General features: G+C 50.2%; 1 protein-coding gene. It reads right to left on the bottom strand.

Going from position 1 to position 243, the window contains the following annotated elements; translation table 11 throughout:
- Positions 1–219 (bottom strand): replication regulatory protein RepA (locus RTW80_RS30445; protein ID WP_312721957.1); only part of this gene is annotated, 219 nt, incomplete at its 3' end.
- Positions 220–243 lie beyond the last annotated feature (24 nt).

Raw genomic sequence — 243 nt, 5'->3', positions numbered from 1 at the left:
TTTTTCAAGCATCTGCGCCTGAGTAATACCTTCCTCATCCGCCAGTTCACTCAGCCTGTCTTTTAACCGGGCCTGAATAACCGCATGAAAAGCCTTATGAGTGTTGCTTCTGCGAGCCAGAGAAGCTCTTTGCCTCTCTCTGGCCGGAACAGGGTTACCTTTCCGGTATGTACGCTTGGTGCCTGATGAGGAAGTCACTGCATTTTCTGTCTGCGACATCTCGCCTCCTCAATTCTCAAACAG

The organism is Escherichia sp. AM3, assembly GCF_032029835.1.
Lineage (GTDB): Bacteria > Pseudomonadota > Gammaproteobacteria > Enterobacterales > Enterobacteriaceae > Escherichia > Escherichia coli.
Note: the sequence above shows the minus strand (reverse complement) of the source record. Positions and strands in the feature narration are given on the sequence as shown.